This window comes from Nonomuraea sp. NPDC001831 (assembly GCF_042892035.1).
GTDB lineage: Bacteria > Actinomycetota > Actinomycetes > Streptosporangiales > Streptosporangiaceae > Nonomuraea.
In genome coordinates this window covers 1-23435 of record NZ_JBIATU010000025.1, presented here as the reverse complement: position 1 = coordinate 23435, position 23435 = coordinate 1, and the positions used below count along the sequence as shown (strand labels likewise).

The window sequence follows — 23435 nt, the reverse complement described above, 5'->3', positions numbered from 1 at the left end:
CGCACCACGGTGCGCAGCGAAGGTGCCATACGAGTTTGTCCATTCCGGCAAAGGCGAGCACCCCCAGTGTGCCATATCGACGTATCGGTCCAGGTCGGAGCCCGACGTAGCGTCGAGCCCATGAGCATTCCCCAGGAGCGGCGCGTCGTGACCGCGATCCCAGGCCCCAAGTCGCAGGAGCTGCTGGCCCGCAAGCAGGCCGCCGTCCCCTCCGGCATCGGCACCACGCTGCCGGTCTTCGTCACCCGCGCCGGCGGCGGCATCCTCCAGGACGCCGACGGGAACTCTCTGATCGACTTCGGCTCCGGCATCGCCGTGACGAACGTGGGCAACTCCGCGCCGAAGGTCGTCGAGCGCGTCCAGAAGCAGGCGGCCGACTTCACCCACACCTGTTTCATGGTCACCCCGTACGAGTCCTACGTGCAGGTCTGCGAGAAGCTCAACGAGCTGACCCCCGGCGACCACGAGAAGCGCACCTTCCTGGTGAACTCCGGCGCCGAGGCCGTCGAGAACGCCGTCAAGGTGGCCCGGCACGCCACCGGCAGGCAGGCCGTCGTGGTGTTCGACCACGGCTACCACGGCCGCACGCTGCTCTCGATGACCATGACCGCCAAGAACATGCCGTACAAGCAGGGCTTCGGCCCGTACGCGCCCGAGGTGTACCGGGTGCCGCTGGCCTACCCGTTCCGCTGGCCGACGGGCGCGGACAACTGCGCGGAGGAGGCCGCCGCGCAGGCCATCGACCAGATCAACAAGCAGGTCGGGGCGGAGAACGTGGCCGCCGTGGTGATCGAGCCGATCGCCGGCGAGGGTGGATTCATCGTCCCGGCCAGGGGCTTCCTGCCGCGGATCGCCGAGTTCTGCCGGGCGAACGGCATCGTGTTCGTGGCCGACGAGGTCCAGACCGGCTTCGCGCGTACCGGTGACCTGTTCGCCTGCGAGGACGAGGGCGTCGTCCCCGACATCATCTGCACCGCCAAGGGCATCGCGGGCGGCCTGCCGCTGGCCGCCGTGACCGGCCGCGCCGACCTGATGGACCACGTGCACGTCGGCGGCCTGGGCGGCACGTACGGCGGCAACCCGCTGGCCTGCGAGGCCGCGCTCGGCGTCCTGGAGACGATCGAGTCGGAGGACCTGGTCGCCAAGGCCCGCCGCATCGGCGAGATCATGCTCCCCCGCCTCCGCTCGCTCCAGGAGCGGTTCCCGGCGATCGGCGACGTGCGCGGACGCGGCGCGATGATCGCGATCGAGCTGGTCGAGCCGGGCACGAAGAACCCGGACCCGACCGCCGTCCAGGAGATCGTCAAGCGCTGCCACGCCGAGGGCCTGGTGGTCCTGACCGCCGGCACGTACGGCAACGTGCTGCGCTTCCTGCCGCCGCTGGTCATGCCCGAGCACCTGCTCGAGGAGGGCCTGGGCATCCTGGAGAAGGCCATCTCCGCTCTATAACAAAGACCGAAAAATCGGGCATCCGGCTTGCGGCTGGATGCCCGATTTTGTGTGTGTAACGCAGGTCACTCGGGTAGAGAATTCACCCTGGCTTGACGCTCAGCTAGACGATCACGGCCTCGGTCAGGGTTATAACGGATCCGGACATGCGGAGGGGCGATGGCAGCTGGGAGCGTGATGAACTGGGGTCCCACCAGAACGGCACGGAGTATGTTGACGTTCGACCCTGAGGGCCTGACGCCGGCCCAGCGCGACGGCGACGCCTGCGTGGTGTGCCACAAGAGGTGGCCGCGGCCCCGGGTCCGGGTCGGCAAACTGCCCGACAACTCCTCCGTGCTCGCCTGCACCGATTGCGCCGAGGCGCTGCTGCCCGCTCCCATGGCGACCGTGGTGGCCTTCCCCGGCCGCTAGGCCGCGGCCAGGGAAGCGCGGCCGGGCAAGCGCGGCCAGGGAAGCGCGGCCGGACAAGCGCGGCCAGGGAAGCGCGGCCGTCAAGCCGCGGCCGTTGCGACCGTCTCGCGCAGGCCCCACGGCGAGCCGTACTCGCGCAGCAGGTCGAGGAACGGCACCGCGTCGAACGCCTCGGGGCCGAGCACGCCCTCGCCCTTCCACACCCCGGTCGCCACCAGCTCCAGCGCGACGACCGGATGGATCGCCGTCTGCCACACGACGGCCTGGGACCCGTACTCCCGCATCGACCACTCGTTGTCCACCACGTGGTAGAGGTACACCTCGCGCGGTGAGCCGTCCTTGCCGGTGCCCTTGACCCACGTGCCCGCGCAGGTCTTGCCGCGCATGCGGGCGCCCAGCGTCGCGGGGTCCGGCAGGCTCGCGGCGACCATGTCGCGCGGCGCCACCTCCGCGCCGCCCACCCTGATCTTGTCGGCGCTGTCCAGGCCCAGCTTGCGCAGCGTCTTGAGCACGCCGATGAACTCCTCGCCGAGCCCGTACTTGAACGTCACCCGCCGCGCCGGGATCCACCTCGGGACGAGCAGCACCTCCTCGTGCTCGACGTTCACGCACTCCACGGGCCCGATCCCGTCGGGGAAGTCGAACACCTCGGGCTCGCTGAACGGCTCGGTGGTGCGCCACTGCCCGTCCTCCCAGACGACGGGCGGGTTCAGGCACTCCTCGATCGTGGTCCAGATGGAGAACGTGGGCGCGAAGTCGTAGCCGTCCACGACGAGGTTGGCGCCGTCCCTGATGCCGATCTCGTCGATCTCGTCGAACAGGTGGTCGGCGGCGTAGCGGGCGAACACGTCCGCGAGCCCCGGCTCGACGCCCATGCCGACCAGGGCGAGCCGGCCCGCGTCGCGCCACTCGCCGTCGCGCTCGAACTGCCGGTCCCCCAGCTTCACCCCGGGCTTGCGGTACGGCTCGCGCGGATGCGGCTTCGACAACGACATCGCCATGTCCAGGTAGTGGGCCCCGGCCTCCAGGGCGGCCTCGAACAGCGGCATCGTGAAGCGCGGATCGACCGCGTTGAACAGCACGTCACACCGGTGCTCCCGGAGCGCCGCGGCGACCTGGGCCCGGTCGGAGGCGTCCAGCTGGATGGCGGTGAAGCGGGGGTCGTCCACGGCGGCGACGGCGCGGGCCGCCCGGCTCTGTTGGGAGTCGGCCACCACGATGTGTTCGTAGAAATGGCGGCGGGCGGCGATGGGCACCACGGCGGAGCCGACGCCTCCGGCGCCGACAAGAAGGATTCTCATGGAGAGAACATACTCACTGACTGGTCATTCAGTCGAATTTTCGCACCGAAAAGTCCCGGACGTCCTTCAGCCGGAAGACAGCGAGACGCCCCGGGACAGGGGGGAAGGCCCGGGGCGTCTCTGCAGGCGCACCCGGGGGAAAGTGCGCCCGCGATGGGGTCGAGCGGGGGGCGGAGACCTCACCTACTCGGCGAGTTCGGCCCACCGTTTCCCCCAGACGGCATATTCAGTGCATTCCCCGTCCTCGCCGCGGCAACCGCCCGGCGGCCGGACGGCGAAGGCGATCCGGTCGAGCTTCTTGGGGTCGTCGGCGCCGTAGAGGTCGCAGATCGACTTGGCGCGGCCCTTGCACGCCTTGTCGTTGGCCGGCGCCAGCCCCACCCAGGCGGCCGCGTCGCGCTGGGCGTCGGCCGCGGTCATCCAGGTCAGCCAGCGGTAGGCGCAGGTGGTGTCGGGCAGGTTGGCGCCGAGCATCCAGGAGTCGAGCCAGCCGGTGGCCGCCTTGGCGCCGACCGTCCGGACCGGCTTGCCGGCCTTCTGCAGCAGCAGGCGATAGTACGGTGTGGCCTGCGCGTAATCCAGCGACCCGGTGGCGAAGCCCTTGACCAGGTCGATCGGCTTGCGCCAGTAGGTGCGCTCCTTCTGCTGCTTGAGCAGCGCCATGGCCCGGTCGAGCTGCTCCTGGCTCAGCTCGTACGGGTCCTTGACGGTGGCGTCGGTGAGCGCGGCGTCGGCGATGGTCAGCGGGCTGTCGCGGAGCGCGGCCCGGCCGGAGGCGAACGCCTGGCTCATGCTCGCGCCCTTGACCCTGGCCGAGTCGTAGATGAACTCGTGGTACCCCCACAGGAACGGCACGCCGTAGACCTTGCCGGACACCTTCGTCATGTCGCGGAAACGCTCGTTCAGGTCGTCGTAGCCGCTCACCTTGGCGGAGTCGATCGGCTGCACCAGCTTGCGCGTGATCAGGTCGCCGGCCAGCGCCGGGCCCGCCGAGATCAGGTCGTACGGGCGCTCGGCGGCCGCGACGGCCCGCTCCATCTCCTCGGCGGTGCGGACGGTGTCGACGCGGGCCAGGCGGCAGCCGGTCTCCTTCTCGAAGGAGCCGACCCAGTTGGCCTTGGGGCTGACGCCGCCGTACTCGGCGTAGCCGCGGTAGGTGAGGATCTGCAGCGTGCCGTCGCTCTGGGTGGCCGTGGGCGAGGGCGTGGCCGACGGGGTCGGCTTGGGGCTGGGCTTGGCGGCCGGCTGTGCGGCCGGCTGTGTGGCCTGCCCGGCAGCCGAGGACACCGCTCCCGTGCAGGCGACCAGCGCCGCCGCGGCCAGCGCCACGGCGGATATGCGACGGCGTCTCACGATGTCCCCCCTTGTCCGTTGCGCTGGAGCTTACCGGGGACGGGACCAGGAGGGACGCCGGTCCCTCCCGGCCGTGAGGCGTGAGTTACCCGTTCGTGGGGAAGCCGAGGTTCACGCCGCCGTGGGACGGGTCCAGCCAGCGCGAGGTCACCACCTTGCCCCGCGTGTAGAAATGCACCCCCTCCGTGCCGTGCACATGCGTGTCACCGAACAACGACGACTTCCAGCCGCCGAAACTGTAGAACGCCATCGGCACCGGGATCGGCACGTTGATCCCGACCATCCCCACCTCGACCTCGTTCTGGAACCGCCGCGCCGCACCACCGTCGTTGGTGAAGATCGCCGTGCCGTTGCCGTACACACCCTCGTTGATCACCCGCAGGCCCTCCTCATAAGAGGACACCCGCACCACCGACAACACCGGCCCGAAGATCTCCTCGGTATGCGTCCGCGACCCCACCGGCACCTGATCCAGCACCGTCGGCCCCAGCCAGAACCCGCCGCCCCGGCCGCCCAGCACCTCGGTCTCCCGCCCGTCCACCACGAGCTTGGCCCCCTCGGCGACCCCCAGGTCCAGGTAGGAGGCCACCTTGTCCCGATGCGCCGCCGTCACCAGCGGCCCCATCTCCGACCGCGGATCATCCCCCGGACCCACCACCAGCCGGCCCACCCGCTCCACGATCTTGCCGACCAGCTCATCACCCACCGGGTCCACGGCCAGCACGACCGAGATCGCCATGCACCGCTCACCCGCCGACCCGAACCCCGCCGACACCGCCGCATCAGCCACCAGATCCAGATCCGCGTCCGGCAGCACCAGCATGTGGTTCTTGGCCCCGCCCAACGCCTGCACCCGCTTGCCGTGCGCACTGCCCCTCTCGTAGACGTACCGGGCGATCGGCGTCGAACCCACGAACGACACCGCCGCCACGTCCGGGTGCTCCAGCAGCCGGTCCACCGCCACCTTGTCGCCCTGCACCACCGAGAACACCCCCTCAGGCAGCCCCGCCTCCTGCCACAGCCGCGCCATCAGCAACGACGCCGACGGATCCCGCTCCGACGGCTTCAACACGAACGCGTTCCCGCACGCGATCGCCACCGGGAACATCCACATCGGCACCATCGCCGGGAAGTTGAACGGCGTGATCCCCGCCACCACCCCCAACGGCTGCCGGATCGAGTACGAATCCACCCGCGTCGAGACACCCTCGGAGAAACCGCCCTTGAGCAGATGCGGGATCCCGCACGCGAACTCCACCACCTCCAGCCCTCGCGCCACCTCCCCCAGCGCGTCCGCATGCACCTTGCCGTGCTCGGCCGAGATCAACGCGGCCAGCTCGTCCCGATGGGCGTACATCAGCTCACGGAACCGGAACAGGACTTGTGCCCGCTTGACGAGCGAGGCGTCGCGCCAGGCGGGGAAGGCGGCGACCGCCGCGGCGACCGCGGCGTCCACGTCGGCGGCCGAGGCCAGCCGCACGTGGCCGCTGACCTCCCCGGTCGCCGGGTTGAAGATCTCCGCCGTGCGGCTGTCGCCGTCGACCGGAGATCCGTTGATCCAGTGCTTGACCGACTTCACTGAGCTGCTGCCTCTGCGTTGATGACTTCGAGTGCGTTGACGATGATCCCCAGGCCCTCGGCGGCCTCCTCCACCGTGAGGGTGAGGGGCGGGGCCATGCGGATGGCGGTGCCGTACAGGCCGCCCTTGCCGGCGAGCAGGCCCGCCTTCTTGGTCTCCTCCATGAAGCGGGCGGCCTGGGCGGGGCTCTCCAGCTCGACGGCGAACATCAGGCCCTTGCCGCGCACGTCCTTGACGATCGGCAGGCGCTGCGCCGCCTCCTTGAGGCCGCCGATGATGATGTCGCCGGTCCGCGCCGCGTTGGCCTGGAGGTCGTGGTCGAGGACGTAGTCGAGGGTGGCGTTGGCGGCGGCCATGGAGATGGGGTTGCCGCCGAAGGTGGACAGGCCCACGGCGTGCGGGGCGTCCATCAGGTCGCCGCGGGCGACGATGCCGCCGACCGCGAAGCCGTTGCCCAGGCCCTTGGCGAACGTGATCATGTCGGGGGTCACGCCGTGGTTCTGGATGCCGAAGAACGCGCTGCCCGTACGGCCCCAGCCGGTCTGCACCTCGTCGGAGATGAGCAGGATGCCCTGCTCGTCCAGGACCTCCTTGTAGGCGGCGAACAGCCCGTCGGGGGCCATGGTGAAGCCGCCGACGCCCTGGATCGGCTCGGCGATCAGCGCCGCCACGTCGTTGGAGACCGAGGTGGCCAGCACGTGGCGCAGGTCGTCCACGCACGCCTTGATGTAGTCGGCGTCGGACAGGCCCTTGAACTGGGTGAGGTGCCGGTCGGCGCCGTGCAGGAAGTGCACGTTGAGCGGGGAGAGGGAGTTGTTCTTCCACGCCCGGTTGGAGGTGACGCTGACCGCGCCGAAGCTGCGCCCGTGGTAGCTCTGCCGCATGGCGAGCACCTGGTCGGTCTTGCGGGCGTAGGTCGCGAGGAGGAGGGCGGTCTCGTTGGCCTCCGTCCCGGAGTTGGTGAAGAACACCTTGGCGTCGGGGATGCCGGAGAGCCGGGCGATCTTCTCGGCGAGCTCGACCTGGCCGCGCAGCAGGTAGACGGTGCTGGTGTGGACCACGCCGGTGGCGAGCTGGCGCTCGACGGCGTCCCGCACCTCGGGCACGTCGTACCCGATCATGTTGGTCAGGATCCCGGCGAAGAAGTCCAGGTAGCTCTTGCCGTCGGCGTCGATGACACGATTGCCCTTGCCGCTGACGATCTCGATGGGCTCGTTGTAGTTGAGGGCCAGCCAGTTCGGCATCACTGCCCGGTGGCGCGCGAGAAGCTCCGACATGCTACCGAGTATCCCGTCCCCCTGGGCTTCCCGGCAGCGGCAGGCTGTCGGCGGGGGGTCAAATCCCCTTACAAACTGTAAGTCCTCCCCCTAGGGGATCACCCGTGCGCCTGGGGGCGTACGCGCCGGCTTCCCGGTACGCCGCCAGAGGCATCGCGATTGACCACTCGCGGGCGACGACCCGGCGGGGCCCGCTCGGCCACCATCGGAGCATCGACGAACCGAGGAGACCGAGATGACCGTCACCATCGACCTGCGCCCCGGGCGCCCCGAGGCGCCCGCCGGGCCGCCCAAGCTCGACCGCGACCAGCTGCGCCGCGCCCAGCAGGACACCCTGGACACCCCGCGGATGGACTACAGCCTGCTGGCCCGGATGATGTTCAAGCCCGTCGACCTCATGTACGGCAGGAAGGGCTCCTACACGAAGTTCGCCATGCTGGAGATCATCGCGCGGGTGCCGTACCAGGCGTGGGAGCGGATGGGCTACTGGGCCGTCCACCGGCACGCCGGACGGTCGGCCCTGGCCAGGAGGGTCTTCGAGCGCATCGTCGAGGCCCGCGCCGACCAGGACAACGAGCAGTGGCACCTGCTGATCATGCAGGACCTGGTGCAGCGCGCCGGGCAGCGGCAGAACTGGCTGCTGCACAAGGCGGCGCCGTGGCTGATCGCGTTCTTCTACTACCACGTGTCCTGGGTGCTGTTCGTGGTCCGGCCGGACTGGAGCTACCGGCTCAACGCCGAGTTCGAGGACCACGCCGAGCACGAGTACATGACGTTCGTGGCCGACAACCCCGACCTGGACTTCGTGCCCGACCCCGGCACGTACGCCGACGAGTACGGCCGCTACCGCTCGGTGGCCGACCTGCTCCGGCAGATCGGCCACGACGAGCGCATGCACAAGCTCGACAGCCTGGAGAGCATGCGTGAGCCCCGCGTCCGCTAGACCTTGGCCGGCTCGGGAGCCGCGACGGGCACGGCCGGGCGCAGCACGACCAGCGCGAGCAGCGCGGCGGCGACGCTGAACCCGGCCCCCACCCACGAGCCGAAGTGCACGGCCACGGTGAAGGCCCGGTCGGCGACCTCGCCGAGCCCGACCTGTTCGGCGACCCCGATCGACTCGCGGGCCGCCGCGGGCGCGTCGAGCGGCATCTCCGCGGTGTAGACGCCGGCCAGCACGCTGCCGAGCACGGCGATGCTCATGGCCAGGCCCACCTGCTGCACGGTGTCGTTGAGCGCCGAGCCGACGCCCGCGTGCTCCAGCGGGATGGCGCCCATCAGCGAGGCGTAGGCGGAGGGACCGGCCAGGCCGGCTCCCGCGCCCATCAGCACCAGCCCGCCCATCAGCGGCAGGTAGCCGGTGGTCAGCGCCATCACCACGAACCCGGCGGCCATGATCAGCAGCCCGGCCGAGATCAGCACCCGGTTGGACACCTTCTTGCCCAGCGCCGCGCCGACGCCGTTGAACACGACGGCCGCCGCCGCCTGGGGCAGCATGGCCAGGCCCGCCTGGAGCTCGCCGTAGCCCAGCACGAACTGCAGGTACTGGGTCAGCATGAGCATCACGGCGCCGGCGCCGAACGACATCAGCAGGATCGAGAAGGACGCGCCGCTGAAGTTGCGGTTGCGGAACAGCTGCAGCGGCAACATCGGGTGCTCGGCCCGCCGCTCCCAGACGACGAACGCGGCCAGCGAGACGACCGCCACCGCGATGAGGGCGACGTTCCACTCGCGTTCGATGATCACGTAGACGGCCGAGGTCAGGCCGACGATCGAGAGCACCACGCCCACCGGGTCGATCCGCCGCCCGGCGCTGCGGGTCTCGGGCATCAGCACGAACGCGGCCACGATGGCCAGCGCCGCGATCGGGATGTTGAGCAGGAAGACCGAGCCCCACCAGTAGTGCTCCAGCAGGAAGCCGCCCAGCGTCGGGCCGGCGATCACGCCGAGCATCGCCACGCTTCCCCAGATGGCCATGGCCTTGCGCCGCTCGTCCTCCTCGAAGACGGTCATGAGGATGGACAGCGTCGAGGGCATCAGGATCGAGCCGCCGACCCCCATCAGGGCCCGCGCGCCGATCACCTGCCAGGGCTCGGCGGCCAGCACGGCCAGCAGCGACGCGCCGCCGAAGAAGGCCAGGCCGATGACGAGGAAGCGGCGGCGGCCGTACCGGTCGGACAGGCTTCCCGCGGTCAGCAGCAGGCCGGCGAAGACCAGCACGTAGGCGTCGAGGATCCACTGGATGTCGGACGGCGTCGCGCCCAGCTCCTCGATCAGGGACGGGATCGCCAGGTTCAGCACGGTTCCGTCCACCGTGAGGACCAGCAGCGAGAGGCAGAGCACGACAAGGACCCACCAGCGGCGGGGGTCTCGTACAGCGTTCGAGGTCACTCGCACAGCGTACGACAACTCTCGCACACTGTGCGAGAGCATTTATCCTGGAGGCATGACCGGCAAGCAGTTCACCTCTGTCTGGTTCCGCGAGCCCCGCAAGGCCGCCGCCCCGGGCCGCAGCCGCGAGGAGATCGTCCGGGCCGCGCTGGAGCTGCTCGACCAGGAGGGGATGGCCGGGCTGAGCATGCGCAAGCTCGGCGCGAAGCTGGGCGCCGGCGCCACCAGCCTCTACTGGTACGTCGCCAACAAGGACGAACTGCTCGAACTCGCCTACGACCAGGTCTGGGCCGAGATGACCGTGCCCGACGCCGACGAGGTGGGCTGGCGCGACGCCGCCTCGGCCATGGCCTACGGCATGCGTGCGGTCATGCTGCGGCACCCGTGGTCGGCCGACCTCCTCGGCCGGGTGCCCGCGCTCGGCCCGCACGCCCTGACCGCCGCCGACCGGATGCGCAAGATCTTCAGGGCGGCCGGGTTCCACGGCCTCGACGTCGACTACGCCGTGGCCGCCGTCACCGCCTTCGTCTACGGCATGACCCTGCCCGAGATCGCCTGGGACGCCACCGCGAAGGACTCCGCGTACGACGCAGACGAGATGCGCGGCATGGTCGCCAAGGCCGCCGCCGACTTCCCCGACATGCTGGAGAGCCTGGCCATGGAGGCGTACCAGGATCCGCAGGTCATCCGGGCCACGGCGTTCGACTTCGGGCTCGTGTCGGTGCTCGACGGCCTTGAGCGGCGGCTGGCGACGTAGCAGGATCCGGGGCATGAGCGATTTCCGCGCCGCCCGCGATCTTCTCCTGAGCGCCGACTACCCCACCGCCCGACGCGACTTCCGCTGGCCGCGGGCCGAGCGGTTCAACTGGGCGCTCGACTGGTTCGACGGGGTGCTGGCCGCCGAGACTCCGCAGGCCGCGGCCCTGACCATCGTGAACTCCGGCAGCCGGGTGTCCCACACCTTCGCCGAGTTGTCGGCCCGCTCCAACCAGGTCGCCAACTGGCTGCACGAGCAGGGCGTGCGCCGGGGCGACCGCGTGCTGCTCATGCTGGGCAACCAGACCGAGCTGTGGGAGTCCCTGCTGGCGGCCATGAAGCTCGGGGCGGTGGTCATCCCGGCCACGACGCTGCTGACGGCCAAGGACATCGGCGAACGCCTCGACCGCGGCCAGGTCGCCCACGTGATCGCCAACGCCGCCGACGCCGGCAAGTTCGGCGCCGGCGAGTTCACCAGGATCGCGGTGGGCGACGCGTACGGGTGGCTGCCGTACCACGAGGCCTACGACGCCGACGAGCGGTTCGCCCCCGACGCCCCCACCCTGGCCGGCGACCCCCTGCTGCTCTACTTCACCTCCGGCACGACCTCCCGCCCCAAGCTGGTCGAGCACACCCACGCCTCCTACCCGGCCGGCCACCTGTCCACGATGTTCTGGATCGGCCTGCGCCCCGGCGACGTGCACCTCAACGTCTCCTCCCCCGGCTGGGCCAAGCACGCCTGGAGCAACGTCTTCGCCCCCTGGAACGCCGGGGCGACCGTGCTCATCCACAACTACGAGCGCTTCGCCGCCCGCGCGCTGCTGGAGGTGCTGCGCGACGAGCGCGTCACCACGTTCTGCGCGCCCCCGACGGTGTGGCGGATGCTCATCCAGGAGGACCTGGCGGCCTGGAAGCTGCCGTTGCGCACCGCCGTGGCCGCGGGCGAGCCGCTCAACCCCGAGATCATCGACCAGGTCGCCAAGGCGTGGGGCATCACCATCCGCGACGGCTACGGCCAGACCGAGACCACCGCCCAGATCGGCAACGTCCCGGACGAGCCGGTCAAGCCCGGATCGATGGGACGCCCGCTGCCCGGCTACGACATCGTGCTCATCGACCCCGTCACCGGCGAGCCCGGCGACGACGGCGAGATCTGCCTGCCGCTCGACCCCCGCCCCCTGGGCCTGATGGCCGGGTACGTCGGCGGCTCCGCCGAGGCCATGCGCGACGGTTTCTACCACACCGGCGACGTCGCCACCCGCGACCAGGACGGCTACATCACCTACGTCGGCCGCACCGACGACGTCTTCAAGGCCTCCGACTACCGCATCTCGCCGTTCGAGCTGGAGAGCGTGCTGCTGGAGCATCCCGCGGTGGCCGAGGCCGCCGTCGTGCCCGCCCCCGACCCGGTGCGTCTGGCGGTGCCGAAGGCGTACGTGATGCTGGCCCCCGGGTTCGAGGCCGGCGCCGAGACCGCGCGGTCGATCTTCGAGCACTGCCGCCGGGAGCTGGCGCCGTACAAGCGGGTGCGCCGGCTGGAGTTCGCCGAGCTGCCCAAGACGATCTCGGGCAAGATCCGGCGGGTGGAGTTGCGGGTGCGCGAACCCCGAGGTGAGTACCGCGAGGAGGAGTTCAATCTGTGACAGTGTGTATATGGCTGTATGACCGTTCTTACAGGTTGATCGGCTAGGCTCGGCCCGTGCTGCCCACCATCGCCGACGTCCTCGCCCTGGAGACCGTGCGCCGGGGCGGCCCGCGCGTGGTCGCGGGCGCCGACCGGCTCGACACCAAGGTGCGGTGGGTGCACGTCGGCGAGATCGCCGACATCGCCCATCTGCTGCGCGGCGGCGAGCTGGTGCTCACCACGGGCGTCGCGCTGCCCGACGACCCCGAGAAGCTCGCCGACTACGTGGGCGAGCTCGCCTCCGTGGGAGCCTCCGGGCTGATCGTCGAGCTCGGCCGCCGGTTCCTGCGCGAGCTGCCGCGGGCGGTGGTCAAGTCCGCCGAGGAGCACGGGCTGCCGGTCATCGTGCTGGCCCGCGAGACGCCGTTCGTGCAGATCACCGAGTCCGTGCACGCCCGGATCATCGACATCCAGCTCGAGGAGCTGCGCGCCTCCGAGCAGTTGCACGAGGTGTTCACCGAGCTGTCGGTCGAGGGCGCCTCGCCCGCGGAGGTGCTCACCCAGGTCGCCCGGCTGTCCGGCCGCCCGGTGCTGCTGGAGAACCTCGCCCACCAGGTGCTGGCCTGCGAGTCCGCGGGCCGCGACGCCGGCGCGCTGCTGGCCGGCTGGGAGACCAGGTCGCGCGGGGTGGCTCCGGCCGAGCGCACGGCCTACGACCCCGCCTCCGGCTGGCTGGTCACCACCGTCGGCGCGCGCGGCCAGGACTGGGGCCGGCTGATCCTGATCTGCGAGACGCCGCCGACGCCGCGCGAGATGGTGCTGGCCGAACGCGCCGCCACCACCCTCGCCCTCGGCCGTCTGCTCGAACGCCACCAGGAGTCCCTGGAACGCCAGGCCCACGGCACGATCATCACCGGCATCCTGACCCACGCCTACGCCGACCCCGACGAGGCCGCCGCCCGCGCCCGCGCGGTCGGCGTGCCGCTGACCGGGCGCAAGCTGATCAGCGTCGTCATCAGGCCGACCGAGCCCGTCGACCAGGCGCTCGACGGCCAGGCGCAACTCGGCGAGCTGGCCGAGGCCACCGCCGCCGCCTGCCGCGACGCCCGCCTGCCCGCCCTGGTGGGCGCGCTCGACCAGGAGCGGGTCGGCGTCCTGCTGCCGCTCCCGCCGCGTACCGGCGCCGAGCCCGCGCTGACCGCGCTCGCCGAGCGGCTGCGCATGCTGTGGCGGCCCGGCTCGGCGTTCGTGCTGGCCGCGGGGTCGGTGGTGGAGTCCATCCGGGACGTACGGCGCAGCTTCCTCGAAGCCGAGCAGGTCGCCGACGTGGCCGTGCGCCAGCCGGACGGCCGCGCCTTCTACCGCCTGCCCGACCTGCGCCTGCGCGGCCTGCTCCACCTGCTGCGCGACGACGCAAGGCTGCAGACGTTCGCCGAGCGCGAGCTGGGCCCGCTGCTGGCGCACGACGCCCAGCGCGGCGGCGACCTCACCCGGATCCTGCGCACCTACCTCGACGCGGGCCGCAACAAGGCCGTAGCCGCCCAGAAGGCCCACCTGTCCAGGCCGGCCTTCTACGACCGCCTGCGCCGCCTCGAACGCATCCTCGACATCGACCTCGACGACGTCGAGTCATGCCTGTCACTGCACGTCGCGCTGCTGGCGCTGGAGTCGTTCCGCAGGGAGAACCGTTGAGAGCTCGTGATCACGGCATCGTCGTCGGCACCGGCGTCCCCGGTCCGCTGAACGCGATCACCGACGTGCCCGGCGTGCTCGTCGGCCACACCACGCTGACCGAGGGCACCGCCCGTACGGGGGTCACCGTCGTCCGCCCCGGCCCCGGCTCGGCCTACGACTCCCCCGTCTACGCCGGCTACCACTGGCTCAACGGCAACGGCGAGATGACCGGCCTGCCCTACCTGGACGACTTCGGCCTGCTGCACTCGCCGATCGGGCTGACCAACACCTTCTCCGTCGGCGTGGTGCGCGACGCGCTGGTCTCCCTGGAGATCGGCGGCCGGGGTGGGAGCGCGTGGTCGCTGCCGGTGGTCGCCGAGACCTGGGACGGCCGGCTCAACGACATCGACGCCCGGCACGTCCGCTATGAGCACGTCGAACGCGCCTACCACGGCGCCTCGGCGGGCCCGGTGCCCGAGGGGTCGGTCGGCGGCGGCACCGGCATGATGTGCCACGGCTTCAAGGGCGGCATCGGCACCGCGTCCCGGGTGACCGGCGACTACACGGTCGGCGTGCTCGTGCAGGCCAACCACGGCAGCCGCGACCGGCTCACCGTCAACGGCCGCCCGATCGTCATGGACGACGTGCCCCGCCCCGGCGGCCCCGAGGGCGCGGGCTCGATCATCGCCGTGGTCGCCACGGACGCGCCGCTCCTCCCCCACCAGTGCCGCAAGCTCGCCCGGCGCGCCGGGCTCGGCGTGGCCAGGACGGGCGGCGCCGGCGAGAACGGCAGCGGCGACGGATTCGTCTGCTTCGCCACCGGCAACCGCGGCCTGCCCTCCAACGCCCTCGACGACCACGGCTCCGGCGTGTTCGAGGTGCGGGTGCTGGCCGACGCCCGCCTCGACCCGCTCTTCCACGCCGCGATCGAGGCCACGGAGGAGGCCATCGTCAACGCGCTGGTCGCCGCCGATACGATGACCGGCGCCAACGGCTTCACCGCCTACGCACTCGACGGCGCCCGCCTCGCCGACCTGGTGAAATGAGCAACATGTCTGACGTCCTGATGCCCGACCTCGAAGACCTCGGCCGCATGATCGCGACCGCCGGCGCGTTCGCCGTGCCCGTGCACGACGTGCGGCTGACCCCCGACGAGCTCGACCCCGAGCAGATCGTCGCCGGCGACCCCGCCACGTCGTCGCTGGAGCTCGGCGACGGCAGGGGCATCTGGGAGATCACTCCGGGCGTCGTCACCGACGTCGAGACCGACGAGATCTTCGTGGTGCTGTCCGGCCGCGCCACGATCGCCGTCGAGGGCGGCACCACGATCGAGGTCGGCCCCGGCGACGTGTGCCTGCTGGCCGAGGGCGCGCGGACGACGTGGATCGTGCACGAGACGCTGCGCAAGGTGTACCAGTCCCGGCAGTCCGGGCAGCCCCGATAGCTAAAACCCCATCGCCGCTCGCACCTCCGTCAGTGTGCGGACCGCCCGCTCCCGGGCCCGCTCGTTGCCCTGCGCCAGCACCTGACGGACGTCGGCCTCGGTGTGCTCGCGCCGCCGCCGCCTGATCGGGCGCAGGAACTCGTTGACCGCCTCGGTGGTCAGCGCCTTGAGCGCGGCGGCGCCGCCGTCGCCGATCTCGTCGGCTATCTCCCGGGGCGGGCGGCCGAGGCAGAGCCCGGCCAGCGTGAGCAGGTTCGCGACGCCCGGCCGGTGCACCTCGTCGAAGGTGATCAGACGGTCGGAGTCGGTGCGGGCCTTGCGGATGAGGGCGGCGGTCTCGTCCTCGGTGGCCGCCAGGGCGATGGCGTTGCCGCGGCTCTTGCTCATCTTGCCGCCGTCCAGGCCCATGAGCAGCGGACGCTCGCCCATCATGGCCTCGGGCAGCGGGAAGACCTCGCCGTACCGCTCGTTGAAGCGCCGCGCGACCAGCCGCGCCACCTCAACGTGCGGGAGCTGGTCGCGGCCCACGGGCACCAGCGTGCCCTTGCAGAACAGGATGTCGGCGGCCTGGTGCACCGGATAGGTGAACAGCAGGCCGCTGACCGCGCGCCGGGCGCTGTGCGCGATCTCGTCCTTCACCGTCGGGTTGCGGCTCAGCTCCGCCACCGACACCAGGCTCAGGAACGGCAGCAGGAGCTGGTTCAGCTCCGGGATCGCGCTGTGCTGGAAGATCGTGACCTTGGCCGGGTCGAGGCCGACGGCCAGGTAGTCGAGGAGCACCTCGGTGATGTTGCGCTGGATCTCGCCGGGCAGGTCGCGGTCGGTGATCACCTGGTAGTCGGCGATCAGCACGTACGTCCGGTAACGGTCCTGCAGCTCCACCCGGTTGGCGAGGGTGCCGAAATAGTGGCCGAGATGCAGGCGTCCGGTCGGACGGTCGCCGGTCAGGACGACGTCGTTCACGATGGGTCTCTCCTTCAGGTGTGCCGCCGCCTGAGGGGAGCCCGCACGCTCGGAAAGGGCCGCCACCAGGACGGCCCAGCATGGGAAATCAGCGGCCGTCTGCCGGCCGCCACCACATGCTGATACGGGTCATAGCTCAATGTTATCTGGGCTGGGTGTCAATCTCGTAACCTCTTGAGCAGTTTGGCGCGTTCGGCTGACTCAGGGACCTTGAGATCGTCAGGATGGTTCGGTCCCTTTTCCGCCCTCTGGAGAGTTCATGTCTCGACGCACCCTCGCCGGCGGCCTGGCCATAGCCGCCACGATCACCGTCACCACGCTGCCCGCCTCGGCGGCGCAGCTCGCGGTGAAGTTCCCGTCGGCCAGTTTCCCGCTGGGCGCCCGGCCTGCCGCCACCAAGACGCTGACCGCCGTGACGCAGGGCATCGACCTGTACGACGTGAAGGCGGGCAGCTCCACCGACGGCTACACGGTGACCGTGCTCATGCCGAGCGGCCGCGACTACGGCGCGCTGGAGACCGCCCAGGCCAAGGTCGCCGAGGTCGAGGCGGCCGGGGAGGCGCCGAGCCTGCAGAAGGTGATCCGGCCGAGCGTGGCCGACGCGCCCTCCCAGACCGTCTACATGGTCCGCGTGGGCCTGTGGTCCTTCAAGGACAAGGCGAAGGCCGACGAGACCGCCAAGGCGCTCAAGGAAGCCGGGCTGAAGGTCAAGGTCGACTACCTCGGCGACGACGGCCTGAAGACCACCGGCCCGTGGGACGCCAAGGTCGTCATGATCGACTCCCGGACGTTCCGCGGCTCGTACGCCGCCTCCCTCGGCACCAGCGTCGCCGCGCGCGAGACGGTCTCCTCGATGGCCAAGGCGCGCAACGCGGTGGTCGGCGTCAACGGCGGCTTCTTCAACATCCACACCGCCAAGAACCTGCGCGGCGAGCCCGTCGGCGCCTCCGTGGTCGCCGGCCGGCTGCTCAGCGAGGCCGTGCCGGGCCGCTCCGCCGTGGTGCTCCAGGGCCGCAGCGTGCGCATCACCGAGCTGAAGACCGCCGTCACCGCCGTCTCCCAGGACGGCGACAAGCTCGCCGTCAACGGCGTCAACCGCGCCGCCGCCACGGACGAGGCCGTGCTCTACACCGAGGAGTACGGCGCCAAGACCCCGACCGGCGGCACCGACGTCGTCCTCGACGCCAACGGCAAGGCGGTCACCGTACGCGCGAGCGGCGCCGTCGTGGCCAAGGGCACCCGGGTGCTGCACGGCCAGGGCGGCGCCGCCGAATGGCTCGACGAGCACGCCTGGGAGGGCTGGACGGTCAAGATCGACACGAAGGTCACCGACCTGCGCACCCGCAAGCCCCTCAAGCTGACCCCCGACCTGAACGTCATCGCCGGCGGCGTCGGCCTGGTGCGCAACGGCCACGTGAAGATCACCGCCAAGCGCGACGGCCACGACTCCGTGAACATGATCCTGCGCCGCCACCCGCGCACCCTGCTCGGCGTCACCAGGAACGGCAGCCTCATCCTGGCCACCATCGACGGCCGCCAGCCCGGCGTGACCATCGGCGCCAACTTCCACGAGGCCGCCCAGTTCATGCGCTGGCTCGGCGCGGTCCAGGCCATCAACCTGGACGGCGGCGGCTCGACCGCGATGGTGGTGTCGAACAAGCTGGTCAACCGGCCGTCGGACGGCGTGGAGCGCGGCGTCGGCGACGCCCTCCTCGTCCTGCCCCAGTAGCCGCCGGGGCGCGAGGGGCAGGCTCGCCCCCTCCGCCCCGGCTCCCCCCTGCCCAACCGCCCAACCCCGCCCCAGCACCCCCTGCCCAACCCCCCAACCCCGCTCCGGCTCCCCTGCCCAACCCCGCTCCGGATCCCCTGTCAGGCACCCCGCCTCGCTCCGGATCCTCCCTGTCAGGCACCCCCATCCCCGCCCATAGGCGGGCGCGGACCGCGTCTCCTCGCCGGGGTTCACGGGCGGGCGCGGGCCGTCCAGTAGGCCAGTTGTTCCCTGGTCGTCACCGTGGCCGGATGCCCGGCCCCGAGCACCCGAGCCCGGACAGGCAGCAGCGCCGCACAGAGATCGCGAGCCCCCGCCGCGTCCCCCGCCATCCCCGTCCAGTACGCGAGGTTGGCCCTGGCGGTCAGGGTGTCCGGATGCTCGGCCCCCTGCACCCGCTCCCGCACCGGCAACAACGCCGCATACTGATCGCGCGCCGCCGCCGCCTCGCCCAGCTCCCCGGTCCACCGCGCCAGCTCGTGCCGGATCGTCAACGTGTCCGGATGGTCGGGCCCGAGAATGCGCTCCCGGACGGGAAGCAGCGCCGCGTACAGGTCACGGGCGGCCGCCGCGTCCCCGGCCCTCCCCGTCCACTGGGCCAGACTGGCCCTGGCGGTGAGCGTGTCCGGATGCTCGGGCCCCTGCACCCGCTCCCGCACCGGCACCAACGCCGCGTACTGATCGCGCGCCGCAGCCGCGTCCCCCAGCTCGCCCGTCCACCGCGCCAGCTCGTGCCGGACGGTCAACGTGTCCGGATGATGCGGCCCCGACACCCGCTCCCGTACCAGGAGCAACGCCGCGTACTGGTCACGGGCGGCCTGCGCGTCCCCCAGCTCACCGGTCCACCGGGCCAGCTCGTGCCGGTTGATCAGCGTCGAGGGATGCTCGGGCCCCTGCACCCGCTCCCGCACCGGCAGCAGCGCCGCGTACTGGTCGCGGGCCGCGGCCGCGTCCCCGGCCTGCCCGGTCCACTGAGCCAGGTTGGCCTGCGTGGTCAGGGTGTCCGGATGCTCGGGGCCCGACACCCACTGCCGGACGGGCAGCAGCGCCGCGTACTGGTCGCGGGCGGCCACCGGATCGCCGGCCCGTCCCGTCCATTGCGCCAGGTTATGGCGGGTTGTCAGGGTGTGCGGGTGTTCGGGGCCGAGCACCCGTTCGTAGACGGGAAGCAGCTCCAGGTACTGGTCACGCGCCGCCGCCGGGTCGCCCGCCTCGCCCGTCCAGAGCGCCAGCTCGTGCCGGGCCGTCAGCGTGGCGACCTCCTCCGGGCCGAGCGCCGCCGCGAGCGCGTCGGCGATCTCCTGGAACAACGACCTCGCTGTACGGTAGTCGCCGCTGGCCCCCAGATACTGGGCCGTCTTGTCCATGCCGGGCGAGGTCGGCCCGAGCACCGTCCGGATGTGCGGCAGCAGCCTGGCGTACCGCGCCCACCGCGCCTTCTGCCGCGGATTGTCCGGCAGCACGGCCTCCACCAGCACCGCCGCCACCTCCCGCCACCGGCGCTGCGCGCGCAGCGGAAGCTGGTCGAGCGTGACGGCCTGCACCAGCCGGTGCACGGTGACCGTCCCGTCCACGGGCGGACCGATCAGGCTGTGCCCCCGCAACGCTCTCAGCGCCGCGTTGATCCGCAGCGTGTCCCGCGGCAGCGCCCGCATCATCAGCAACACGCTGGGATGCACGTCACGCAGCACGCGCGTGCGCGGCCCGGGGATCCGCCCGTAGGCCCGTCGCCGCTCCACGTCCGCCCGGAACAGCTCCCGCGGCGCCCACCGCGCCAGCGGCGAGAGCAGCAGATGGTACGGGATCGCCTCGTGCGCGTAGCAGGACAGCAGCCGCAGCAGCGCGATGGCCTGCGGACTCGTCCTGGCCAGCCGACGGAACGCGAACTGCCACGTGGAGGCCACCCGCTCGCGATACCCCCACGCCTGTCCCTGCGCGAGCAGCTCGGCACGCTGGTGATGCAGCAGATCCAGGTACTCCGACAGCGCCAGCCCCGTCTCCGACATGTAGGCCGCGGCCTGCTCCAGCGCCAGCGGCAGCGCTCCGAGCTCCGTCACCACGTCCGCCGCCGCCACGGCGTCGTCCTGCCCGGTGCTCGCCAGCATCAGCAGCGCCGCCGACTCCAGGTCGAGAACCGGCAGCTCCAGCCCCTGATCCCGCGGCCAGCTCCCGGACCGGCTGGTGATCAGCACGTGCCCCGGCCCCGCCGGGGGCAGCACGGCCCGCACCGCCTCGGCCTCCGGCACGTTGTCGAAGATCAACAACCAGGGTTCGGTACGCGCCGCCAGCGCGGCGTGCACCTGGTCGACCGGGTCCGCCGCGTCCGCGCCCAGCTCCCGAAGACCCATGAGAGCCGCCAACCGGGCGAACGCCGCCGACAACACCGCAGGATCGGCCGCCGGCAACTGCCAGACGAGCGCGTAGTCGTGCTGGTAGCGGTAGGCGTACTCCAGCGCGAGGCTGGTCTTGCCCACGCCGCCGAGCCCGTGCACGGCCACCACCGACGGCCGCACCTCGCTCGCCAGCAGCCGCTCCCGCAGCTCCGCCACGACCTCGTCCCGCCCGACGAGCTGCGGCGGACGCGGCGCCAGCTGCACGGGCCGCGTCGCCACCTGGGGCCGCGAGGGCAGGTGCACGTCCCCGATGACCTCGACATGTCCTCCGGTCACCGCCGTGGACCTGTCCCCGGTCATGGCCAGCCCGGACTCCTGCCGCCCGACCACGATCGACCGCTGCCCCTCGGACCTACCGACCGCCCCTCCAGCAGGCCCACCAGCAGCCCCACCGACCGCTCCGCCGCCGGCCGCGCCGGCACCGCCGCCATCACCGCCGCCATCCGGCCCAGCACCGCGCCCACCCGCACCGGCCCCGGCGCCCCCCGTACCGACAGCCCCCTGACCAGCCCCATCGGACCCCGAGCCACCGGACCCGGCACCAGCCCGCCCGGCCCCCTCGCCCCCCGGAGCGCCTTCGCCGCCACCGCTGGGCGCCATGGCCGCCCGGAGCTGCGCCCACAACCCGACCCCGGCGATGAACAATCCCGCGACACCCACGAACATGCTGACGACACTGGCCCGCTTGTCCAGCATCTCCAGCTGTAACGGCTCGGCGAAGAACCCCACGACCCCCGCGGCCACCAACCCGACGGAGATCGACGCGAACGTCCACGCCAGCAGCCGACGGCTACGGCGCGCTGACTGCTTGGAAGGGGGAGAAGCGGTCACTCTAATAGAGTTACCCGATTACGCACGGTTTCTTAGCGAGATTGCCGGGACCATGAACAACCCCTGACCTTGCCCAACCGCCATCCGGCGCACAACATCCCCGATCACCACACCCAGCCCCGACCCGCCCCTCAGCCCCAACACCTCAGCCCCACGCCACCCACCGGCTTTCCCGCTTCCCCGCCACACCCTCCACCGGCTGCCCCGCCTCCCCGCCACGCCATCCGCTCCGGCTCCGCCGCCGTCACCACCTGGCCGACGGCGGCCGAGACACCCGGCTCGCCCAGCGGACCCGCCGCGCGGCCGGCCCTCTGGTGAGGCTCAACCTTGTGACCTCATCGCGGCGGCTCAACGAGGTGATGAAGGATGCGCTCCCGCATCGACCGGCGTCCCAACGCCCGCCGCACCTCCTCCACCACGGCCGTCATCGCGTACGGGAGCTCGCCGTCCAGCTCGGCGACCGTCTGGTGGGTGGCACGCCACTCCGCCTCCAGGAACGGCACCAGCGACCGGCCGCGCTCGGTGAGGTCGATGCGGCGGGTGCGGGCGTCGGGCCCCGGCTCGGAGGTGACGAGCCCCTCCTTGCGCATGGCGGCCACGGTCTGGCTGACCGCAGAGTGCGTACGGTTCAGGGACTTCGCCAGCTCGCGAATGGTCAGCGGACCTGTGTGGGCGAGCCGGATGAGCGGATAGGCGAACCGGGTGCGCACCCCGTCGAGGCCGCGCTCCTGGTAGACCTGTTCGATCTCAGCGTCCATGGCCGCCAGAAGCTCGTGCAGGGAGTGCCAGGGATCAGGCGTCGCGGTGGGGTCCGAAGATGTCACAGTGCTAATATAACAGCGCTGGCATAATCATTCAGCTCGCATCAGCCAGCGCAGTGCGCACGGCGAACCCAATCCTCCAACAGCAGGAGCCCCTTTGTATCCCTCCATCGAACCGTACGAGCACGGCATGCTCGACGTCGGCGACGGCAACCTCATCTACTGGGAGGTCTGCGGCAACCCCGACGGCAAGCCCGCGGTCGTCGTGCACGGCGGGCCGGGGTCGGGCTGTTCGACCGGCGCCCGGCGCAGGTTCGACCCGGACCGTTTCCGCATCGTCCTGTTCGACCAGCGCAACTGCGGCCGCAGCCGCCCGCACGCCGCCGACCCGGCCACCGACCTGACCAGCAACACCACCCACAACCTGATCGCCGACATGGAACTGCTGCGTGAGCACCTCGGCATCGACCGATGGCTGCTGTACGGGGGTTCGTGGGGCTCGACGCTGATTCTGGCCTACGCCGAGACCCATCCCGAGCGGGTGTCGGAGATCGTCATCCCCGCGGTCACCATGACCCGCCGCTCCGAGATCGACTGGCTCTACCGCGGCGTCGGCAGGTTCTTCCCGGAGGCGCAGGAACGGTTCGTGCAGGGCGTCCCCGAGGCCGACCGCGACGGGGACGTGTTCAAGGTGCTGGCGACGTACTCACGACTGCTCGCCGACCCCGACCCGACGGTACGCGCGAAAGCCGCCCACGACTGGATCACCTGGGAGGACGCGGTGATCTCCCAGGAGACCAACGGCACCCCCAACGCCTACAGCAACCGCCCGGACGACGCCATCATGGCCATGACCCGCATCTGCGCCCACTACTTCGCCAACGCCGCCTGGCTGGCTGAGGACGCGCTGCTCCGCAACGCACACCGGCTGGCCGGCATCCCTGGCGCCCTGATCCATGGCCGTCTGGACATGGGCAGCCCTCTCCAAACAGCCTGGGACCTGACCAAGGCCTGGCCCGACGCCGACCTGCACGTGGTGGCAGACTCCGGACACACCGGCAGCGAAACCTTCACCAAGACCCTGAACGAGGCCATCGAATCCTTCTCGCCTCCCAAACAGAGCTGACCCCCTCATGAGCTGGGCGTCCTCCTGGCGACCACCACACCGCCATCGAACCAAGTCCCAGCAGCACCTCTCATGACAAAGGCCGCTGACGGTCGGCCCCCGAGAACAGACCGCACCCTCCTCATCGCCCTGCACACCAGGATCGACGACCGACACAGACGCCGGCCTGGCCTGGGACGCAAGCCGAAGCCGACTCCCGCGCATGCATCCAAGCCCCGGGAAATCTGAATTACTCCGGAAACGCAGAAAGGGCCCCGACCGAAGTCGGAGCCCTTTCAAAAGATTGTCCGGCGGTGACCTACTCTCCCACACCCTCCCGAGTGCAGTACCATCGGCG

19 protein-coding genes are annotated in these 23435 nt (G+C 71.2%); 10 read left to right on the top strand and 9 right to left on the bottom strand.

Annotated elements, in window-relative coordinates:
• Positions 1-120 precede the first annotated feature (120 nt).
• Both gabT and ACFYYW_RS45400 read left to right on the top strand, forming a co-directional pair.
• Complete coding sequence (gene gabT, locus ACFYYW_RS45405) at positions 121-1449, top strand: 4-aminobutyrate--2-oxoglutarate transaminase (RefSeq protein ID WP_352319370.1); 1329 nt, start codon at positions 121-123, stop codon at positions 1447-1449.
• A gap of 210 nt (positions 1450-1659) precedes the next feature.
• Positions 1660-1860 (top strand): hypothetical protein, encoded by a 201-nt coding sequence (locus ACFYYW_RS45400; RefSeq protein WP_352319368.1) that lies wholly within the window; start codon positions 1660-1662, stop codon positions 1858-1860.
• An 80-nt stretch (positions 1861-1940) separates the two neighbouring features.
• Here the strand turns inward: ACFYYW_RS45400 and ACFYYW_RS45395 are convergent, their stop codons facing one another.
• From ACFYYW_RS45395 to ACFYYW_RS45380, 4 genes are all read right to left on the bottom strand, one after another.
• Positions 1941-3161 carry a saccharopine dehydrogenase family protein gene (locus ACFYYW_RS45395; RefSeq protein WP_387659886.1) on the bottom strand — a complete coding sequence of 407 codons (1221 nt, stop codon included), beginning with the start codon at positions 3159-3161 and terminating at the stop codon, positions 1941-1943.
• A 183-nt stretch (positions 3162-3344) separates the two neighbouring features.
• Complete coding sequence (locus ACFYYW_RS45390; protein ID WP_387659883.1) at positions 3345-4514, bottom strand: extracellular solute-binding protein; 1170 nt, start codon at positions 4512-4514, stop codon at positions 3345-3347.
• Positions 4515-4599: 85 nt separating this feature from the next.
• Positions 4600-6093, bottom strand: a complete 1494-nt coding sequence (locus ACFYYW_RS45385) for a CoA-acylating methylmalonate-semialdehyde dehydrogenase (RefSeq protein WP_387659881.1) — start codon at positions 6091-6093, stop codon at positions 4600-4602.
• A complete protein-coding gene (locus tag ACFYYW_RS45380; RefSeq protein ID WP_387659878.1) occupies positions 6090-7370 on the bottom strand; it encodes an aspartate aminotransferase family protein in 1281 nt (426 codons plus the stop codon). The genes ACFYYW_RS45385 and ACFYYW_RS45380 overlap by 4 nt, the downstream gene beginning before the upstream one ends.
• Before the next feature lie 235 nt (positions 7371-7605).
• On the opposite strand from ACFYYW_RS45380, the gene ACFYYW_RS45375 reads away from it, so the two are divergent.
• Positions 7606-8313 carry an alternative oxidase gene (locus ACFYYW_RS45375; protein WP_352319358.1) on the top strand — a complete coding sequence of 236 codons (708 nt, stop codon included), beginning with the start codon at positions 7606-7608 and terminating at the stop codon, positions 8311-8313.
• Here ACFYYW_RS45375 and ACFYYW_RS45370 read toward each other — a convergent pair.
• Positions 8310-9758: an MFS transporter gene (locus ACFYYW_RS45370; RefSeq protein WP_387659875.1), complete on the bottom strand. Its 1449-nt coding sequence runs from the start codon at positions 9756-9758 to the stop codon at positions 8310-8312. The genes ACFYYW_RS45375 and ACFYYW_RS45370 overlap by 4 nt on opposite strands.
• A 55-nt stretch (positions 9759-9813) precedes the next feature.
• Here ACFYYW_RS45370 and ACFYYW_RS45365 point away from each other — a divergent pair, with 55 nt between their 5' ends.
• Genes ACFYYW_RS45365 through ACFYYW_RS45345 form a run of 5 tightly spaced genes read left to right on the top strand, consistent with a single transcriptional unit; the run spans position 9814 to position 15256 of the window.
• Positions 9814-10515 carry a TetR/AcrR family transcriptional regulator C-terminal domain-containing protein gene (locus ACFYYW_RS45365; RefSeq protein ID WP_387659872.1) on the top strand — a complete coding sequence of 234 codons (702 nt, stop codon included), beginning with the start codon at positions 9814-9816 and terminating at the stop codon, positions 10513-10515.
• A gap of 13 nt (positions 10516-10528) precedes the next feature.
• Positions 10529-12157 carry an AMP-binding protein gene (locus ACFYYW_RS45360; protein WP_387659869.1) on the top strand — a complete coding sequence of 543 codons (1629 nt, stop codon included), beginning with the start codon at positions 10529-10531 and terminating at the stop codon, positions 12155-12157.
• 56 nt (positions 12158-12213) lie between these two features.
• Positions 12214-13830, top strand: a complete 1617-nt coding sequence (locus ACFYYW_RS45355; RefSeq protein ID WP_387659866.1) for a PucR family transcriptional regulator — start codon at positions 12214-12216, stop codon at positions 13828-13830.
• A complete protein-coding gene (locus ACFYYW_RS45350; RefSeq protein WP_387659863.1) occupies positions 13827-14858 on the top strand; it encodes a P1 family peptidase in 1032 nt (343 codons plus the stop codon). The genes ACFYYW_RS45355 and ACFYYW_RS45350 overlap by 4 nt, the downstream gene beginning before the upstream one ends.
• Positions 14859-14863: 5 nt before the next feature.
• Positions 14864-15256 carry a cupin domain-containing protein gene (locus tag ACFYYW_RS45345; RefSeq protein ID WP_352319347.1) on the top strand — a complete coding sequence of 131 codons (393 nt, stop codon included), beginning with the start codon at positions 14864-14866 and terminating at the stop codon, positions 15254-15256.
• Here the strand turns inward: ACFYYW_RS45345 and trpS are convergent, their stop codons facing one another.
• Positions 15257-16219 carry a tryptophan--tRNA ligase gene (gene trpS, locus ACFYYW_RS45340; RefSeq protein WP_387659859.1) on the bottom strand — a complete coding sequence of 321 codons (963 nt, stop codon included), beginning with the start codon at positions 16217-16219 and terminating at the stop codon, positions 15257-15259.
• Positions 16220-16478: 259 nt separating this feature from the next.
• On the opposite strand from trpS, the gene ACFYYW_RS45335 reads away from it, so the two are divergent.
• Positions 16479-17948, top strand: a complete 1470-nt coding sequence (locus tag ACFYYW_RS45335; protein ID WP_387659856.1) for a phosphodiester glycosidase family protein — start codon at positions 16479-16481, stop codon at positions 17946-17948.
• Positions 17949-18178: 230 nt separating this feature from the next.
• Here the strand turns inward: ACFYYW_RS45335 and fxsT are convergent, their stop codons facing one another.
• The 3 genes from fxsT to ACFYYW_RS45320 all read right to left on the bottom strand — a co-directional run bounded on the left by fxsT (position 18179) and on the right by ACFYYW_RS45320 (position 22035).
• A complete protein-coding gene (gene fxsT, locus ACFYYW_RS45330) occupies positions 18179-20680 on the bottom strand; it encodes an FxSxx-COOH system tetratricopeptide repeat protein (RefSeq protein WP_387659853.1) in 2502 nt (833 codons plus the stop codon).
• Positions 20677-20895 carry a hypothetical protein gene (locus tag ACFYYW_RS45325; protein WP_387659850.1) on the bottom strand — a complete coding sequence of 73 codons (219 nt, stop codon included), beginning with the start codon at positions 20893-20895 and terminating at the stop codon, positions 20677-20679. The genes fxsT and ACFYYW_RS45325 overlap by 4 nt, the downstream gene beginning before the upstream one ends.
• A 651-nt stretch (positions 20896-21546) precedes the next feature.
• Positions 21547-22035, bottom strand: a complete 489-nt coding sequence (locus tag ACFYYW_RS45320; protein ID WP_387659847.1) for a MarR family winged helix-turn-helix transcriptional regulator — start codon at positions 22033-22035, stop codon at positions 21547-21549.
• Positions 22036-22129: 94 nt separating this feature from the next.
• Here ACFYYW_RS45320 and pip point away from each other — a divergent pair, with 94 nt between their 5' ends.
• Positions 22130-23098, top strand: a complete 969-nt coding sequence (gene pip / locus ACFYYW_RS45315) for a prolyl aminopeptidase (RefSeq protein ID WP_387659844.1) — start codon at positions 22130-22132, stop codon at positions 23096-23098.
• The last annotated feature ends 337 nt before the right edge of the window (positions 23099-23435 follow it).